This window comes from Halocatena pleomorpha (assembly GCF_003862495.1).
In the GTDB taxonomy this organism is placed as follows: Archaea; Halobacteriota; Halobacteria; order Halobacteriales; family Haloarculaceae; genus Halocatena; species Halocatena pleomorpha.
Genome location: NZ_RRCH01000014.1, coordinates 58,992 through 73,752, shown reverse-complemented (window position 1 = coordinate 73,752; position 14,761 = coordinate 58,992). Strand labels below are relative to the sequence as shown.

Annotated in this window: 12 protein-coding genes and 1 pseudogene; 5 read left to right on the top strand and 8 right to left on the bottom strand. The window is 55.5% G+C overall.

From position 1 onward, the window contains the following. Positions 1 to 9 precede the first annotated feature (9 nt). Entirely contained in the window at positions 10 to 1,239 is a 1,230-nt protein-coding gene (locus EIK79_RS06870; RefSeq protein WP_124954383.1) for an FAD-dependent oxidoreductase, read from the bottom strand. A 102-nt stretch (positions 1,240 to 1,341) separates the two neighbouring features. Beyond that, positions 1,342 to 2,721, bottom strand: coding sequence for a cytochrome P450 (locus EIK79_RS06865; RefSeq protein ID WP_124954382.1), 1,380 nt, complete (start codon positions 2,719 to 2,721; stop codon positions 1,342 to 1,344). Between the two features lie 107 nt (positions 2,722 to 2,828). Here EIK79_RS06865 and EIK79_RS06860 point away from each other — a divergent pair, with 107 nt between their 5' ends. Further along, a complete protein-coding gene (locus EIK79_RS06860) occupies positions 2,829 to 3,548 on the top strand; it encodes a helix-turn-helix domain-containing protein (RefSeq protein ID WP_124954381.1) in 720 nt (239 codons plus the stop codon). 321 nt (positions 3,549 to 3,869) lie between these two features. On the opposite strand, the gene EIK79_RS06855 is transcribed toward EIK79_RS06860, so the two are convergent. Continuing rightward, positions 3,870 to 4,604, bottom strand: a complete 735-nt coding sequence (locus tag EIK79_RS06855) for a sporulation protein (RefSeq protein WP_124954380.1) — start codon at positions 4,602 to 4,604, stop codon at positions 3,870 to 3,872. A 545-nt stretch (positions 4,605 to 5,149) separates the two neighbouring features. Here EIK79_RS06855 and EIK79_RS06850 point away from each other — a divergent pair. Further along, complete coding sequence (locus EIK79_RS06850) at positions 5,150 to 6,715, top strand: family 43 glycosylhydrolase (RefSeq protein ID WP_221621702.1); 1,566 nt, start codon at positions 5,150 to 5,152, stop codon at positions 6,713 to 6,715. Between the two features lie 105 nt (positions 6,716 to 6,820). Then, a complete protein-coding gene (locus EIK79_RS06845) occupies positions 6,821 to 7,882 on the top strand; it encodes a family 43 glycosylhydrolase (protein WP_124954379.1) in 1,062 nt (353 codons plus the stop codon). A 78-nt stretch (positions 7,883 to 7,960) separates the two neighbouring features. Here EIK79_RS06845 and EIK79_RS06840 read toward each other — a convergent pair whose 3' ends face one another. The 4 genes from EIK79_RS06840 to EIK79_RS06825 all read right to left on the bottom strand — a co-directional run bounded on the left by EIK79_RS06840 (position 7,961) and on the right by EIK79_RS06825 (position 11,704). Next, positions 7,961 to 9,271 carry a dihydrolipoamide acetyltransferase family protein gene (locus EIK79_RS06840; protein WP_124954378.1) on the bottom strand — a complete coding sequence of 437 codons (1,311 nt, stop codon included), beginning with the start codon at positions 9,269 to 9,271 and terminating at the stop codon, positions 7,961 to 7,963. Between the two features lie 24 nt (positions 9,272 to 9,295). Beyond that, positions 9,296 to 10,330, bottom strand: a complete 1,035-nt coding sequence (locus tag EIK79_RS06835; RefSeq protein WP_124954377.1) for an alpha-ketoacid dehydrogenase subunit beta — start codon at positions 10,328 to 10,330, stop codon at positions 9,296 to 9,298. Next, positions 10,323 to 11,462: a thiamine pyrophosphate-dependent dehydrogenase E1 component subunit alpha gene (locus tag EIK79_RS06830; RefSeq protein WP_233737998.1), complete on the bottom strand. Its 1,140-nt coding sequence runs from the start codon at positions 11,460 to 11,462 to the stop codon at positions 10,323 to 10,325. The genes EIK79_RS06835 and EIK79_RS06830 overlap by 8 nt, the downstream gene beginning before the upstream one ends. An 80-nt stretch (positions 11,463 to 11,542) precedes the next feature. Beyond that, positions 11,543 to 11,704 (bottom strand): DUF1059 domain-containing protein, encoded by a 162-nt coding sequence (locus tag EIK79_RS06825; protein ID WP_124954376.1) that lies wholly within the window; start codon positions 11,702 to 11,704, stop codon positions 11,543 to 11,545. Positions 11,705 to 11,861: 157 nt separating this feature from the next. Here EIK79_RS06825 and EIK79_RS06820 point away from each other — a divergent pair, with 157 nt between their 5' ends. Beyond that, positions 11,862 to 12,308 (top strand): universal stress protein, encoded by a 447-nt coding sequence (locus EIK79_RS06820; RefSeq protein WP_124954375.1) that lies wholly within the window; start codon positions 11,862 to 11,864, stop codon positions 12,306 to 12,308. A 51-nt stretch (positions 12,309 to 12,359) separates the two neighbouring features. Here EIK79_RS06820 and EIK79_RS06815 read toward each other — a convergent pair whose 3' ends face one another. Then, positions 12,360 to 13,691 (bottom strand): MFS transporter, encoded by a 1,332-nt coding sequence (locus EIK79_RS06815; protein ID WP_124954374.1) that lies wholly within the window; start codon positions 13,689 to 13,691, stop codon positions 12,360 to 12,362. A 383-nt stretch (positions 13,692 to 14,074) separates the two neighbouring features. Between EIK79_RS06815 and EIK79_RS06810 the strand changes: the two are divergent. Further along, positions 14,075 to 14,269, top strand: a pseudogene (locus EIK79_RS06810) (macro domain-containing protein); the annotation flags it as partial. Positions 14,270 to 14,761: the final 492 nt, after the last annotated feature.

Here is a 14,761-nt window from a genome sequence, read left to right as displayed (position 1 = left end):
ACACGCAACTCAGATGTCGACAACGTCCGCGTCGGAGGGAACCGAACCCCCAAACTCCTCGACAAATCTATCGAGCACGGACGGATCATCGCTCCCAGGTAATGGCTCTGTGGCCGTGTGACACTCGGCAGTGACGCCAAGTCGATCGCAGACGTGGTCACTGACGGCCTCAGCCATCCGTCGGTGGGTCGTGAGCTTCCCACCAACGATGCTAGTGAACCCGGCAGTGTCGTCTCGTTCTGCGTGATCGAGCAGCGTGAACCCTCGTGAGATGTCGCGTTCGTCGTCCGTTTCTGTCGGTTGGCCGTAGAGTGGTCTGACCCCCCAGTAGGTTCGCAGTATCTGATCCGCGTTGATCTCCGGAAGCATGGCTGTACACTCTTCGAGCACGCGGTCGACTTCCCAGTCTTCCTTTGGATAATCGTCCGGATCGGTAACTTTCTCACTGGTCGTACCGAGAATCACTCGTTCGTCGTGTGGAACAATAATGTCACCGTCTGCTGGGGAGCGACAGCGGTTCAAGACGGTATCGAGTCCGTCGAATTCCACCACGACCATCACACCCCTGCTCGGGCGCATACCGACGTCAAGATCGGCTAACTTGGCAACTGCCCCGGCCCATGCACCGGTCGCATTGACGACGTGAGCAGCGTCGATCGTCTCCGTCGTGCCATTTTCAAGACTGATCGTTCCGCCCGTGACTCGGTCATTCGCGACGTGAAGATCGGTGAGTGGTGCTTGGGTAGTGATTTTTGCCCCGTGCTCGCGAGCACTCACAGCGGTGGCCGCCGTGAGTCGCGAGGGATAGATCACACCATCAGGAACCCGGATAGCGCGCTCGACATCCGATGAGAGCGCTGGGACCGTTTTCCGGGCTGCCTCTCCCGACAACACCTCGGTCTCGATGCCGTGATCGTGGCACGCCTGAACTTTCCTCTCGAAATACTCCTCACTGTCGCCCGTGAGCTGGACGAACAATCCACCGGTGTTGTCAACGCAATGTCCGGCTATCTCCGTTAGGATTTGGTTTTCCTGAACACATGCCTCAGCACTGGCAGGATCATCAGGCACGTATCGCGCCCCACTGTGAAGCAGACTGTGCGATCGACCTGTGGTGCCACTCGAAAGCGCTCCCTCTTCGACGAGAATCGTGTCGAGTCCGCGCATTGCGAGATCACGGGCAACACCGGTCCCGGTTGCCCCGCCGCCGATGATCAGTACGTCTGTCTCCAGTCCCATACTGGGTTTTCGAACGGTAGCCGTATTACTTCGTTGCCGATTGTGTAAGCTGATGGATTGATATGGATAATAATCCACATTATCCATGTAGCCACTTAGTGACTATCCTGTTTTGGACCTGCGTACGGCGTCAGAGGAGTACCCGTCCCGCTCCCAGACGTTCATCCAAAGTGACTGTTTCGGTCGTGTGGTGACCGCTGCTTCCACTTCGAGTGACATCTCTGGGGGAAGTTCCAGGTGGTACCGCTGTAGGATCGTTGCGAGGACGAGCGTCGCCTCTAGGCGAGCGAACCGGTCACCAATACACCGTCGCGGTCCCGTCCCGAACGGGAAATACGCGAGTCGTGGAAGCGCCGCTCGGAACTCCTCCGACCACCGCTCGGGGTGAAACGCGAGCGGATCGGGATACCATCGCGAATCCCGATGGACAACCCATTGGGGAAGCACGATTGTCGCACCTTCGGGGATCCGGTGACCGCTGATAACGGCGTCTGCCACCGGTTCGCGGTGGATGCGGTTTGCCGGGGGAAACAGTCGCATCGACTCCGTTATCACCTGATTGGTGAATGAAAGCTCGTTTCCCTCGCCCACCGATGGCGGTTCACCATCGAGAACGGTTGTTAACTCCTCAACAAGGCGCTGTTCGATGAGAGGGTGTGTGGCTAACAGGTACAGCGTGTACGTCAGGGTGACGGCAGTCGTTTCGTGGCCGGCGATAAGGAACGTCATGACCTCGTCTCGAAGTTGCCGAGTGCTCATCGGTTCACCGTGTTCGTCCTCGGCTGCGACCAACCTCGACACAACATCGTCACCGCCTGCTTCGGGACGTCGTTCGTCGATGATCCGTTCAACGATGGATTCTAACTCGGTGACTGCTCGTCTGTACCGTCGATTTCCGGGCGTCGGTGCCCATGACGGCAGAAGGAGATTCGAGGTACTATCGATGTATTCGAGAACGATGTCGAGGTTTCGTCCAATAGTCTCGATATCTTGCTGCAAGTCCACTCCCAGAAGCGACCGGGCGACGATTTCGAGGGTGAGTTCTTTCATCGCGTCGTGGACGTTGATTCGCTTTTCATCCATCCACTCATCCAGCAGTCGCTCGGTACACTCAGTCATGATATCCCCGTACATCGCAATCTGGTCGGGATGGAACAACGGCTGGATGAGATGTCGTCGAGTCCGCCACGTCTCGCCCTCGCTGGTGAACAATCCAGTGCCGAGAACCGGGGCGAGTAGCTCCCGATTCAGGCGACCTTTGCTGAACTGCTGGTTGCGCTCTATGAGTACGGATTCGATGTCATCGGGATGTGTGAGTTGATAAAACGGTTCATTGACAATCTCGAAGTAGACGACATCACCGTACGTCTGTGCGTTCTCAGTCAGGAACGCCAACAATCCTCGACCTGCTTGACCGGCGTTTCCGATCAATGGCATCCTTCGTGGACCAGGGGGCCGGTCTTTGGGTAGTGTGCTCGTCATCGACTCACGTTGCTCTCTCGTTTCGAGGTTCGATCACCGTCGGATGTCGTACCTGCGCGATGGATCGATCAGTTCTAAGCACAGTCACGTGAAGATTTGTACGGAGAATGCAAAGAGATACTGCGCTTCTCACTAGGGACATTTATGAGTTCTTAAATACAACAGTGAGATCACACGTGCGCTATCTTCGTCTAACGCTCCGCCACTCGGATACGACGATTGAACCCACGCATAAATTAATGCGAGAAACAGATCGTATCTCAGAATACAAACTACTGCACGGTAACATAACTGACAGCGCGGTTCAGACGTTCGTGGCCTACATCGAAGGGGATCGCTCAGTCTATCAGTCCCATCTCAAACGTATACCGCATGTCATTGAGCACGATATCACACCGATTGACGCCGAGAGCTTTTACGTGTATATTCGAGTGCAGACGAGGGAAACGGAACAACAGCTCATCGCAGCGTTTTCTCGTCCGAGCGTAGTCATGATCCCGCCGATCGAGTATCGAGACGACGGGAGCGTTCGATATACGGTTATCGGTACCTCTGAAGATTTAGACGCGGCGTTGGACGCAGTGCCCGCCAGTATACAAGTCATCATCGAGCAAGTCGGTGACTACAATCGGAACCGAGTGGCCCCCGTCTCCATTCTCACGGATCGACAGCGTGAGGCATTACGACTCGGTATTGATGTCGGCTACTACGACGTTCCACGGACGGGAACTGTGAAGGACATCGCTCAGGAAATGGGTTGCGCTCCGGGAACCGCAGCCGAACACGTTCAAAAAGCTGAAGCGGCTGTCATCACCTCCCTCTTTTAGGGGCTCACGGTCCCATCGAGCGCGACAGACCATCTCTGGTGATCTACACTCTGTGCTAGAAACCGATCAGAGCGTTACCGATCCCGATATCCCACCCCGCTATCCTACAGCAGTTCGAAACCAATCCGAAAAGAGATTCACACGCACAGCAGCCATCCATGCATAACAACAACTCTGTGACGTATAAAACATCATCCAAAATATATGAGGCACAAACCGACAGATATCTCCAGCGCACGGGAAAGTGAGTGAGGTTGCAGAGAGCGAGAGACACCGTAACTAGTAGGACCTGAACCTTCGAACGCCGCCGTGTGCCGGAATTCAGGCGTGTTTCTCGATGAGTGCAGTGATATCGGCGCGGATCGCCGCAGCGTCGGTTGAACGAACCGTCATTCGCTCGGTTTGCTCATCGATGTCAGCCATTTCACTCAGCAGACCGGCGCGACGGTCGATTTCAACGAACAGTTCGAGTTTCTGTGGACCGGGCTGAGCGATGATCTCGAGTTCGTCGAGCCTGTCGCGGAACCGACCAGCAGTAGCTCGAAACTCGAATTCCTGAACAAACCGGTGATCAGTGTAGTGTCCGTACGGATCAGCTTCACAGTCCGCCGTGTGGAGCGAAAATCCGAGATCATCTATCACATCAAAGACAGTTTGGAGCCGAGGGGTCGGTCGGACATCGAGATGATCCCTGTCTTCCGGATCGACAGCGAAATCGATGTCGAGTTCCGTTTCGATCCACACGTCGACACCACCGAGTGTAACCGGGGTCGAATACGGGACGTCGATTGAGACCGACCGGGTTTCCTCCTGGTCCGGTCGGATCGTGAGGCTTTCAGCGAGCGTGAACCGATCGATGTCTACCGTTCGATACCCCTCATCAGTCCGGTAACGGGTTTCCAGTTCGAAACGAATCGTCCCGACATCCTGTTCTGCGTTTCCACCAGTGATGTGTACGTCCGCTTCGACCGTTTCTCCGGGTCGAACGGTGTCTCTGGGAAGAACAGTGTCTACGGTGGCGTTACCGATACCAATGCTAGCGAGGACCTTCTTCATGGTCTGCTCACGTGTATTATGCGTAGCAGTATAAGCCTGGGTGTTTGCGGAACCGACGTTCCCACTGCAGTGTTCACGCGTCGTTGTTCACGGATATAGATGTCCGACTATCCACACATTATATAACAAATAAATTTCTTGTGGTGAAATTCCTTCTCCATACGGCCCTGCTTGTCGGTCGCGGCAGCGGGAATAGTCGAGGGATTCCCGCGTACCGAACCCCGAATCGTCTTCACTGCATGACTGCGGAGAATCACAGACGGTACCGTGGATGGCACCGGTGCCTCGTCTTCACACTGTTGAAATCACCGAAAGGGCGGAGGTTGGGACTCTAACACCGGATCAGGCACGACTCAGGGATTTCTATTTTCTGGAATTACAACAGTACGGCTGTAAGCGATGCACACACTGTGCTTTTAGCATCGCTGGAATGACCAACGTTCTGTTCGGCACGAGCACGCGACAACGTGTCTCGATACTCAGCCCTCGCCCCCTTATTTTCACCCTCCATAACATATTTATCAACACAATCTTCAAAATAACATGTGAGAGAATATTGTAATGATTTGGCGGTGAACAGGCGGACCGTACTGAAGGCCATCGGTGGCGGGGCGCTTGGGGTCGGTAGTGCCATCAGTACAAGGAGCTCGGTTACCGCAACCACTGACGACTCGACGCATTATCACAACGAACTGTACGGGCCTCACTTCCCAGATCCGACGATCCATCGGGACGGTAACGGAACATGGTGGGCGTACGGGACGAATATGAACCGAAACGATGGGGGTAACGACCCTCAAGAACGTCTGATACCGATACTCAAATCGGACAATCTACACGAGTGGCGCTACGTCACTGAAGCGTTCGATACGCGTCCAGGATGGACGTACGGTTCTATCTGGGCACCGGACATTCACTACTACAACGGCGAGTGGGTGATGTTCTATTCACTTTCGCCCCGTCCGTGGGAGAGCGGCGAGTTCGGGATCGGTCTCGCAACATCGGACACGCCCGACGGGCCGTTCACAGATCACGGGCAGATCATCGGTGACAACGATCACGCGGGCGGAGGGACCATCGACGGCTATTTCGTCGAACACGAAGGAACGCCGTATCTGTTTTGGGGGAGCTTTCAGGGAATCTACGTGATGGAACTCACGTCCGATCTTCAGGATTGGCAGGCGGGAACGATTCAGCAGGTCGCAGGCGACGCCTACGAAGGCACAACCGTTTTCAAACGCGGTGACTATTGGTACATGTTCGTCTCCACAGGGACCTGCTGTGATGGCTACAGCAGTACCTACGAGGTCGAAGTCGGTCGATCGACGGACTTCTTTGGACCGTACACTGATCCGTCTGGGACGGATCTCATGAACTACAACAGCCACAATGCCGGTATCGCGCAACTTACTGCTAACGGTCGATTCCCGGCGCCGGCTCACGGCGACATCACGACCGACGATAACGGTACAGATTGGTTCGTCTACCACGCCTACGACCGTGACGATCAGGAGTTCGTTGATGGCGTTCCGGCTCGACAACTCTTCATCGATCGGGTTGAGTGGACCGACGGCTGGCCGATCATCGGTGGCGACAAGACCCCGAGCCTCCAGTCCGTTCGACCGAACACCACCGACTCGGGAGACATTGCTGATGGCATATACGAGATAGAGAACGTCAACAGTGGCAAACTTCTGGAGGTGGCAGACGCCGGAACTGCGGACGGCGACAACGTCAGACAGTGGTCCTCGAATGGGTGTTCCTGCCAGCGATGGTGGATTGAATACATCGGTGGCGACGAGTATCGCATTATCAACCAAAACAGCAACCGAGCGCTCGACGTTCCAGACGGATCGACAACGGACGGCGAGAGCCTCCAGCAGTTCGCGTGGTGGACCGGTGGCTCGCAGAAGTGGGAGATCATCGACAACGGTGATGGCACCCACCGCATCAGGAACATCAACAGCGGCGATGTCGTCGACGTGAACGAGAGTTCAACCGCAGACGGAGACGATGTCATCCAGTGGCCGTGGACAGCCGACACGAACCAACGGTGGACGCTCAATTTCGTTGAGACGGTTCAACCTACCGACGACGGACGTCCCTGGTGACGTCCGGGCGATGGTATCGACACGGCGCTCGCTCGTGATATACAAACCAAAGCAAATATAATTCAAAACGAAATTTTTATAACTAATAATGTGTTGTACGTATCTATGGCGGAATGGAGAGGGTGTAATACGGTAAGTAGACGAAGTGTATTGCAAACAATCGGTGGGAGTGCGCTTGGCGCTGCTGGGATACGGACGAGTGGGTTGGCGGCCGGGGATCCGAATCCGAACCACTATCACAATCCGACGGGACCGTTCGGATTTGGTGACGCGACCGTCGTACGTACTGCCGACGGAACCTACTACGTGTACGGTACCGAAACGTCAGAAGACGTGATTCCGATCGCCAGATCATCAGACTTGGTGAACTGGACGTACATCGGTGCAGCCTTGCAGAGTCAACCTGACTGGCGAAACGACGACGCAGGCGTGTGGGCACCGGACATCTCCTATTACGACGGCGAGTATCGTATTTACTACTCCTACTCGGAATGGGGAAGCACCAACAATCCTGGTATCGGACTCGCAACATCGGACACGCCGGATGGCCCGTTTACCGATCAGGGACCGGTGTTTCGAGAGAATGATCTTGGCCCAACCAACTGCATCGACGCGGATTTCAACGTCATCGACGGAACTCCCTACCTGATATGGGGCAGTTGGTACGGTATTTACGGTGTCGAGTTGACCGAAGACGGTCGAGAGTACGTGCCGGGAACGACGTTCCAGCTGGCGGGCGATCGGCGCGAAGGTGGCATGATCCTTGCGGAAAACGGCTATTACTATCTGTTCTACTCGACGGGACACTGCTGTCAGGGATACGACAGCACATACGGAGTCGAAGTCGGACGGTCTGAATCGTTTTTCGGCCCGTATTACAACCAGAACGGGACGGATCTCCGCGAGTTAAACGAACATCACAGCGGCGTAGCAGTCTTATCAGGAACCAACCAGTTCATCGGACCGGGTCACAATACAGCGATTCAGGACGACGACGGTGACTGGTGGATGGTGTACCACGTCGAGGCGACCGAGAGCCGGGAGGGTCGCATACTGATGGTCGATCGGATTCGGTGGGACAGCAACGATTGGCCCGTCGTTGCTTGCAACGGTGTTCCAAGCACTCAAAGTTCGATGCCCCACAGCGGTATCTACTACTGTAGATAGCGCTGTCAGTGCGATTCATCCCGGCTCTGAGTCGCTGCGTTCCCAGAACTACCGTGTCAGAAACCAGCGTACGTCCGATCATATCCGTGATAGCAGTAGATCCGGATCTTCGATCCCGGTGATCAGAAACTCCATGAACTGGTTCGCAACAGCGCCGTCGATAAGCCGGTGATCGTAGGACAAGTCGAGTCCGAGTCGTTGCCGAACCTCAACCGTACTCTCATCGGTCGCCACCGGCTTTCGTCGAATGCGACCGATCCCGAGAATGGCTGCCTCCGGGTGGTTGATGATGGGGGTTCCGGCTGTCCGGTGTTCGCCGTACGTGGCGAGGTTGGTGACAGTGAACGTTCCGCCCTGAAGCGCACTCATGTCAATCGACCGATCACGCGCCTGCTCGGCAAGCGTCTGTAGTTCCTCGGCGATTTCGACGACGGACTTGGTATCGACATCCGTGATAACGGGGACGATGAGTCCATCGTCGGTGTGCGTGGCGACGCCGATGTTGTAGTAATGCTTCTCGACGATTTCGTCCGTCGTATCGTCGATGCTGGCGTTAACGATCGGGAACTGTTTGAGGGCCGGTACGACCGCTTTGACGAGCAACGGGGTGTACGTGATGTGGACATCGTGTTTCCCGTCAAGCCGTTCTTTGAGCGCAACGAGTTCACTCGCATCGGCTTCGAAACCCGACGTGAGATGCGGAATGATCGTCTTCGACCGCGTCATGTTCTCTGCGATGGTCCCACGGAGTCCGGAGAGTTCACGACGCGTCGAGCGCGACTCGTCTTCCTCAACTGGCTCCGACTCGATAGCAACGCTCGGATGCGCCCGCTCGACACGCTCCGGTTCGGTCTCCTGTAGATACGCGTCGATGTCTTCTTGGAGAACTCTTCCATCCGGTCCTGATCCATCAACATCCGACAGGTTGACGTTCTCTTCTCGCGCGTACCGCCGCGTCCGCGGGGCAGCGAACACACGTCCTTTCGTCACGTCGGTCTCGGCCTCGGGAGCCGACGCCGCCTCGACACGTTCTTCTTGAACGTCCTGTACTGCCTGCTCTACCTCCGCTTCTTCCGATTCCTCCGCACCGTCTTCCGGTTCCTCTGTCTCCGGTTCAGTCTCACCACTCACTTGTTGTCGAGGTGGATTTTCCGTTTCGATCGTCACGATGACCGTACCGACATCGACAACATCGCCTTCACTCACCGAGCGATCTTCGATCGTGCCGGGACACGGTGACGGAACGTCCGAAACGGCTTTGTCGGTCTCGATTTCACAGAGAACGTCGTCCTCTTCGATTTCATCACCCACTTGAACGTGCCATTCCGTGATTTCGGCCTCTGTCAGTCCTTCACCTGGATCCGGAAGACGGAATTCGAACGCTGTCATTGTGTGTGTCCCTCCGTGATTCGATCAAAATTCATAGCTCATCACCGCCTCAATAGCGTATCTGACGCGATCGTCGTCTGGGAGATAATCGTCCTCAATGTCGTGCCCAGGGAAATGCACGTCGTATCCCGTTGCGCGCTTGATCGGGGCTTTGAGGCGATCAAGCGCGTACTCGTTTATCAGCGCGGACAGTTCCGCTCCGAGGCCGAGTGTGCGCCGGGCTTCATGAAAAACGACACACCGTCCCGTCTTCGACACCGAATCGAGAATCGTTTCGATGTCCAACGGGGAGAGCGACCGCAGATCAACGATTTCGACATCGGCATCCACATCGGTCGCCGCGGCTTGTGCCTGTTGCACCATCGCACCCCACGTGAGCACCGTCACGTCGCTTCCCGTCTGAACGATGCGCGCTTTGTTCAACGGAAGGGTGTACGCCGCCGTCGGCACTGGTTCGTCTACCCCGCGATAGATTTTTTTCGGTTCGAGAAAGATCACGGGATCAACGGTACGGATACTCGCCGCCAGCAACCCCTTCGTCTGTGCGGGTGTGCTCGCACAGATGACTCGAACGCCGGGTGTGTGGATGAAGTACGTCTCAGTCGATTCCTGATGGTATTCGAGCGCCTTGACCCCTCCACCGTACGGAATGCGTATCGTCATCGGCAGCTCCAGCGCGCCGCCAGTTCGCTTATACATTTTGACAACTGCGTACATGAACTGGCCGAAGGCGGGGTAGAAAAAGCCCATGAACTGGATCTCGGGAACTGGCCGCTCGCCTCGCATTGCCATGCCCACAGCAGTGCCGATAATACCGTTTTCCGAAAGCGGCGTGTCGATGACCCGTTTGTCACCGAACTCCGCTAACAATCCTTCCGTTCCCCGATAGACCCCACCCAGCGGACCGATGTCGTAGCCGAGCAGCCGGATGCTTTCATCGCGGTCCATCTCCTGATGGAGCGTCCGATTGACCGCTGTGATGAGATTGATAGTTTCGGTCTCCTGAGGATCGATCGCCGTCTCGTCGGTGTCCAACTCCGTATCGAGATCGTTACTCATCGAACCCCTCCCCGGTGAAATCGACAAACGGATTCATGTCGTTCAGTTCTCGGTGCAGTTCCGCTCGCTGGTGGCGTTCGCGCCACGATTCGCCGTGGAGGATGGTGTCAAACATCCGCTCCGGTTCCGAAGTCGAGATCGAACGGACTCGCTCAACGGCATCGTCAACCTGATCGTTGATCCCATCCCGCAACTCCGCTTCGGTATCGTCTTCGAGAATCCCTTGGTCCCGGAGATACGTTTCGTATCGATCGACCGGATCCCGATCCTCCCAGTACGCCCGTTGCTCGCTGTCGTCCCGATACCGGTTCGGATTGTCCGACGTGTTGTGCGCCCCCATCCGGTACGTTACACACTCGATGAACGTCGCCCCGTTACCCGATCGAGCGCGTTCGACTGCCGTACGCGCCGTCTCATAGACGGCGAACACGTCGTTCCCATCTACGCGGGCGCTGGGCAGTCCATACGCGTCGGCTTTCTGAGCGAACGTCTCGCTACCGGTCTGACGGTGTGCGGGTTCGGAGATCGCCCACTGGTTGTTTTGACAGACGATAACTGCCGGAACATCGAAAACACCGGCGAAGTTCATCCCGTCGTGAAACGCGCCTTGGCTAGTTGATCCATCACCGGTAAACACCATCGTAACGGTGTCTCGGTCGTTGAACGCGTCTGTCATAGCTGCACCAACTCCGTTGACGACGTTCGTCCCGATCGGCGTGTAATCCGGGGAAAAATTCACGGGAGTGTCTTCGGTGTCTACCTGCTCAGCGATCGTTTCGGGTTCACGTCCGGTGGCGCTGGCGATCACCTCTACCATGGGCAGTTTCCAGTAGAGTAGTGCCGGTGTTTGCCGATACGTGTAAAATATCCAGTCGTCGGGTTGCAGGGCCGCGGCACACCCGAGTGGCGTGGCCTCTTCTCCGAGTGTCCGCGCGACGAGGCTGACCTCCCCGCTGCGTTGCATATTCAACATCTTCTCTTCAAGTATCCGCGTCGCGATGAACGTCCGATACAGTTTCAGTAGCTCCTCTTCGTCCAGTTCGGGAGGATCTGTCTGCAATTCCCCATTCGGATCAAGGATTCGGTAGAAATCCTCTGGTGGCCGTTCTTCCGTCCACATCTCGTGTGCCATCGACTGTGATAGTTGGTCCCTATTCACTAATTCGCTCGGGTTTCATAAACCGGCCGACACAAGGATCTACGATCCGACCATCATCCCGGGCCGATGACGTACTGTTCAATCTCCTCGCGAGTCGGTGTGGAACCGTGCGTGTTTCGTGTGTGATCCTGAGCGCTCTCGATGACTGTCGATTCTCTGTTCGCCTGCTTCGAAAACTCACACCCATCGACCGGACATTGGAACTCCCAAACCATCGTACAGAACGTTATTTGACCGAACGGGTAAGCGTGCGCCCGGCAATATCAACGGACGGAACGTGTCACCTGATATTGGAGAATCGGCACCAAAGGGGGCCGATTGATCAACGTTATACCTCGACACCTGTTACCACGAAACGAGAGCGATGAACCCATGTTCGATCGAATCCTCATTCCGACGGACGGCAGCGCAGCAGTCAGACCAGCAGTGGAAACGGCGATAAATCTCGCTGATATCCACAATGCGGTGCTCCACGTCCTGTACATCGTCAATCAACCGGCAGCGGTTTCCGGTACCGGTGAGGGGGTTCCTGGTCTCGACAATCTGTTAAACGCGCTCGAAAAGACCGGCCACGAGACCACTACTGTGGTCGCTGATCAGGCAGCGGACCGGGGAATCGACGCTCGAACCGCTGTCCGGCGTGGGAATCCCCACGACGACATCCTTGCCTACGCGACCGAGCATGACATCGATCTGATCGTGATGGGAACACACGGTCGGACCGGCGTCAGACGAGCACTGCTCGGAAGCGTGACTGAGAACGTTGTTCGTCACGCTGAAAACCCTGTCTTGACCGTGCGCCGGGAACCGGAGACGTAAAAAACACGTTTGTCAGAACTCACATCCCGACAAATACTTAAGAGAACTGTCTCAGTGAACCGGCGTGTCCTCGACCGGCTCTGAGACGCCCGGATCGTAAATTTTCAGTGTCAACGCGACGCCGGCACAGATCACGCTCAACACCACGAAGAGGGAAAACCCTCGTGCGTAACCAATGTGACCGAGGAAATCCACGTAGTAGCCCAGCACCGGGAGGATGACCAGGGTCCCACCCCCGCCGATGCCACTAATCCACCCGGACGCACCGCCGACGGCTTCCGGAACGAACTTCGGTACCAACTCGAACACAGCCGCGTTTGCGATTCCCATTCCGGTTCCGAGGACCATCATTCCGGTGAGAGCGAGCCAGACCCCCGTCGCAATCGTCATGATTCCCGCACCGGCTGCCATAACGATGAAACTCACGATCGCGACGTTTTCACCACCGAATCGATCGCTGATGCTGCCGCCAGGGACCCTGATGAGTGATCCGTAGACGATGAAAATGCCTGTCAACAAGCCCGCTGTCGAGAGATCAAACCCATGAAATAGATCCCAGTACGTTGGGAACCAAGCAGACAGTGACGTGAATCCTCCACCGAACGAGACAGTGTACAGGAACACCAAAACCCACGTTCGGCGGATTGTAGCTGACTCTCGCAGCGAGTCCCACGCGTTACCAGAGGGGAAAATGTCTTGCCCGAGTTTGCTCGCGGTTTCCTGAGCGTCCGTTTCGTCAGCTCCGTTGTCAAGTAGCTGGAAGTAGTAAGGGTTGACGGCAAGGAGTCCGTACGCGACGGTGACGACGACCACGAACCCGAGCCACGTCGAATACGCCAGCGTCAGCCCGCCGATACCGATCAACACGGGCAGAGCATACGTCACCATACCCGGACCGATATTCCCGATACCGGCGAACGCTCCCATTGCGAACCCCTGCTTATCGCTCGGATACCAATAGGAGGTTTGAGAAATTCCGACGGAGAACGTGGCACCACCAGCGCCCGCCAAAAGCCCGAACAAGACCAACAACGGGTACAGACCCATATCGAAGTTCTCGGGATACGTCAGAAACAGCGTCACGACCAGCCCAGCGATCCCGACGACAGTTGACGCTAACAGGATGAGCATCGGTTTTCGGCCACCAACTTCGTCCACCCATGCACCGAACGGGATCCTGAGAACGGCCTTGCTGAGGTGGGGGGACGCTAACAACAGTCCGTGAAAAATACCAGTCAGCGCCAACTGTTCCTCGAATATGGGACCTGCAGCGCCGTAGAAAACGATGGTTGTCAAACCAGCGAAAAACCCGACGGTAGCCGTGAGCAATCCCTGTTTCGGAGTACCCGTGACGCCGTGTGTGTCTTCGTCGTATTCGCTCATCGTCCGATCTGAAACGCGTTCTGCCGTCGATAGGAAATAGCTCGGTCGTTGCCTGTTCTCATGAACACGCCGCGGACGTTTTGATTCGTGCTTTGACAATCTCTCGTAGTCATCTTCGTACAATCCGAGTCAGAGCGACGATCCCTTGTCTCTGTCGAATTGTTTTATTTGTGTCAATTTACTACAACCCAAATCCAGTATTCTTAGTTCCTTACGGGTAGTGTTGGGCTGATGAAGGAGTTATATGCTACAAGAACTCAATATGTTATTTATTCACTTTCTTCAAGCATGATTCTTACAACTGGCTACATCACTGGTGTCGAACTTCATCACCAAGATCATTTCATCGATGGTGCTTTTACAGTGTCTGCTCAACTATCGGTGTGGAATTCACCGTCGTACAGGGAGACATCGCTGCTCAGCGTGCCGACGTGCTGGTGAACGCTGCCTGGACGAGCCTTCGGATGGGTAGCGGTGTTGCTGGTACACTCAGACGAGGGGCAAACGGGCCGATCAACGAGGAAGCTGTCTCGAAGGGTCCTATCGATCTCGGTACAGTTGCTGTTACAGACGCGTACTCACACGGAGAGTACGAGACACTCGAACGGATTGCAGAGGAGCATTGTTCCTGACCGACGACATCACTTACGGTGGTTATCGTTCTGTTTGGTTCACCCAGAGAAGATGACACAGATTACGATAGTACGAGTGTAATGGACACCGACGAAGGCGGACTGAGACGCTCGTGAGGAGGACACCGTTGTCACCGACTCGTTTACCATCGAGTACATTATAATAACGACAAACGCCGACGGTATCGAACTCGATAGTACTCGTCTGTACGATCTTCAGTCGAAAGAGACCTAGATTTGAAACCATAAGAAACGAAGAACTTACAACAGCCTGTGGAATAAAGCCGTTCATCTTCATGAAAACGAACGAGGAAAAATGAAGTGTCGTATCTGATTTTAACCACCTGCAAGCGGAGGGATTACAGCTCTGGACTGGAGAATATACTCAAAAACCACTCGACAGCGGACTGATCAGCATAGCGGGAACAGGGACGTATT

Bases quoted from the DNA above. Each gene is read 5' to 3' on its own strand.
- EIK79_RS06870 (WP_124954383.1), bottom strand. From the start codon at position 1,239: ATGGGACTGGAGACAGACGTACTGATCATCGGCGGCGGGGCAACCGGG.
- EIK79_RS06865 (WP_124954382.1), bottom strand. From the start codon at position 2,721: ATGACGAGCACACTACCCAAAGACCGGCCCCCTGGTCCACGAAGGATG.
- EIK79_RS06860 (WP_124954381.1), top strand. From the start codon at position 2,829: ATGCAAAGAGATACTGCGCTTCTCACTAGGGACATTTATGAGTTCTTA.
- EIK79_RS06855 (WP_124954380.1), bottom strand. From the start codon at position 4,604: ATGAAGAAGGTCCTCGCTAGCATTGGTATCGGTAACGCCACCGTAGAC.
- EIK79_RS06845 (WP_124954379.1), top strand. From the start codon at position 6,821: ATGGCGGAATGGAGAGGGTGTAATACGGTAAGTAGACGAAGTGTATTG.
- EIK79_RS06840 (WP_124954378.1), bottom strand. From the start codon at position 9,271: ATGACAGCGTTCGAATTCCGTCTTCCGGATCCAGGTGAAGGACTGACA.
- EIK79_RS06835 (WP_124954377.1), bottom strand. From the start codon at position 10,330: ATGAGTAACGATCTCGATACGGAGTTGGACACCGACGAGACGGCGATC.
- EIK79_RS06830 (WP_233737998.1), bottom strand. From the start codon at position 11,462: ATGGCACACGAGATGTGGACGGAAGAACGGCCACCAGAGGATTTCTAC.
- EIK79_RS06825 (WP_124954376.1), bottom strand. From the start codon at position 11,704: ATGGTTTGGGAGTTCCAATGTCCGGTCGATGGGTGTGAGTTTTCGAAG.
- EIK79_RS06820 (WP_124954375.1), top strand. From the start codon at position 11,862: ATGTTCGATCGAATCCTCATTCCGACGGACGGCAGCGCAGCAGTCAGA.
- EIK79_RS06815 (WP_124954374.1), bottom strand. From the start codon at position 13,691: ATGAGCGAATACGACGAAGACACACACGGCGTCACGGGTACTCCGAAA.